The organism is Bowmanella dokdonensis (genome assembly GCF_017254865.1).
Taxonomy (GTDB): Bacteria; Pseudomonadota; Gammaproteobacteria; order Enterobacterales; family Alteromonadaceae; genus Bowmanella; species Bowmanella dokdonensis.
Genome location: NZ_JAFKCV010000042.1, coordinates 1 through 1,042, shown reverse-complemented (window position 1 = coordinate 1,042; position 1,042 = coordinate 1). Strand labels below are relative to the sequence as shown.

General features: G+C 57.9%; 1 protein-coding gene. It reads right to left on the bottom strand.

Annotated features, from left to right (window positions below; translation table 11 throughout):
• Window positions 1-140 precede the first annotated feature (140 nt).
• The coding region (locus J0A66_RS21425; RefSeq protein ID WP_206575898.1) for a phage portal protein at window positions 141-1,042 on the bottom strand (902 nt) is incomplete at its 5' end.

Below are 1,042 nucleotides of genomic sequence, written 5' to 3'. Positions count from 1 at the left end.
CAGTCAGGCTGTCGCCGGACACCGCATCCGTCAGGCTGCTGATCCCAAGCTGGCCTGCAAGCGCACAAAAGAAAACCCGCGCATAGGCGGGTTCAAGCATCAGCGGCTCATTAAAGGCCATGCTGGCAATATGCGGGAGATTACGCAGCTCTGCTGTCACTCTTCTCCTCCTCTGTTGATTGTCGCAGCCCGGATTCAAATGCTGCAGCCGCCCAGGCGGGCGGTTTAAGACCGGCTGCACGGCGCTCCATCGTTTCACGGACCTGCTGGGCAAAAATTTCCTGATAGTCGTCACCGCGTTTTGCGCACTCTTTCTCGTAGGTACTCAGTCCGGCTTCTATCAGCATCACCGCTTCCTGAACTTCTTTCAGACCATCGATGGCCATACGACCGGAGCCTATCCAGTCGCAGTTCCCCCAGGCACTGCGGGCTTCCTGAAAACTGAAGCGCGCTTTTGAAGGTAACGTCACCACGCGGCGAACGATGGCCTCTTCCAGCCAGCACAGAAACATCTGGCTCGCCTGACGGGATGCGACGAATTTTCGCCGCCCCATAAAGTACGCCCACGACTCGTTCGCACTGGCCCGTGCCGTGGAGTAGCTCATCTGGGCGTAATTCCGGGAAAGCTGCTCATACGAGACACCCAGCCCGGCAGCGATATACCGCAGCAGTGACTGCTCAAACACGGAGTAGCCGTTATCCGTATCCTGAGCCGTCTGCAGGTTCAGTGAGTCACCCGGCATCAGGTGCGGTACTTTTGCGCCTCCCAGCCGGACCGGCGCTGCGGCGTAATACGCGGCAATTTCACCAATCCAGCCGGTCAGCCTTTCCCGCTGCTCCTGACTGTTCGCGCCCAGAATAAAATCCATCGCTGACTGCGTATCCAGCTCACTCTCAATGGTGGCGGCATACATCGCCTTCACAATGGCGCTCTGCAGCTGCGTGTTCTGCAGCGTGTCGAGCATCTTCATCTGCTCCATCACGCTGTAAAACACATTTGCACCGCGAGTCTGCCCGTCCTCCACGGGTTCAAAAACGTGAA